The following is a 1,058-nucleotide window of genomic DNA, read 5'->3' as shown; positions in this document are numbered from 1 at the left end:
TAGAGCATAATCTGACCTGACGGAGTCGTTTTGGGATTCCCATTGTTCTGGAAATCTGATTCATGCTTCCTGCCGGGCGGGAGGCCGGCGTGCATGACCCGAGCCCTGTCGACCGACCTTCGCCAACGTACGCTTGCCGCCGTGACCTCCGGGATGACCCGTCGTGCGGCGGCGGCTCGTTTTGGTGTTTCCCCGTCGAGCGTCATCCGGTGGGTGGCGGAATGGCGCGCCAGCGGCCGCGACCATGCGCTGGCGCAGGGCGGCGATCGTCGCTCGCATCGGATCGAGGCCTGGTCGGACTTCCTGCTGGCCAAGGTCGAGGCTCAGGGCGATATCTCGCTCGTAGAACTGGCCGACAGGCTGGCGACAGAGCATGGTGTGCGTTTCGCGCCGAGTACGATCTGGCGTTGCCTCGACCGCCACGCCATGACCGTCAAAAAAAACAGCGCACGCCAGCGAGCAGACACGGCCCGACGTCGCGGCACGGCGTGAGGCGTGGTTCGAAAACCAGCCTGATCTCGATCCGGCGCGTCTGGTCTTCATCGACGAGACCGCCGTCTCCACGAAAATGGCCCGTCTGCGTGGACGCTCAAAGCGCGGCACGCGCTGCCGGATGCCGGTGCCGCACGGGCATTGGAACACCACGACGTTTATCGGTGGCCTGCGTCTGTCAGGCATGACGGCACCGATGATGCTGACCGGGCCGATGACCGGGGAATGGTTCGCGGCTTACGTCAGCAAAGTGCTGGCCCCGAGCCTGTCGGCAGGCGACATCGTGATCCTCGACAACCTCCCCGCCCACAAGGGCGCCGCGGCCCGTGACGCGGTCGAGGCAGTTGGCGCTCGCCTGCTGTTCCTGCCGCCCTACAGCCCTGACTTCAATCCGATCGAGAACATCTTCTCGAAGATGAAAGCCTGGATCAGGCGGGCTGCACCGCGCACCGTCGCGGCTCTGCAGGATGCCGTATGCGCCGCGATCGACAACGTCTGCCCAAGGCAGGCCACCGCGTGTTTCACCGCCGCAGGGTATGAACCAGAATGATCGGATTATGCTCTAG

The 1,058-nt window shown here is 64.6% G+C and carries 1 protein-coding gene; it reads left to right on the top strand.

The features are described from left to right. Nucleotides 1–93 precede the first annotated feature (93 nt). A protein-coding gene (locus F3J08_RS16825) for an IS630 family transposase (RefSeq protein WP_166931919.1) occupies nt 94–1,042 on the top strand; the annotation gives its coding sequence in 2 pieces (ribosomal slippage) (nt 94–434 and nt 433–1,042; 951 coding nt in all). Nucleotides 1,043–1,058 lie beyond the last annotated feature (16 nt).

It is taken from the genome of Asaia sp. As-1742, assembly GCF_011753235.1.
Lineage (GTDB): Bacteria > Pseudomonadota > Alphaproteobacteria > Acetobacterales > Acetobacteraceae > Asaia > Asaia bogorensis_B.
This window is presented reverse-complemented; position numbering and strand designations above follow the sequence as displayed.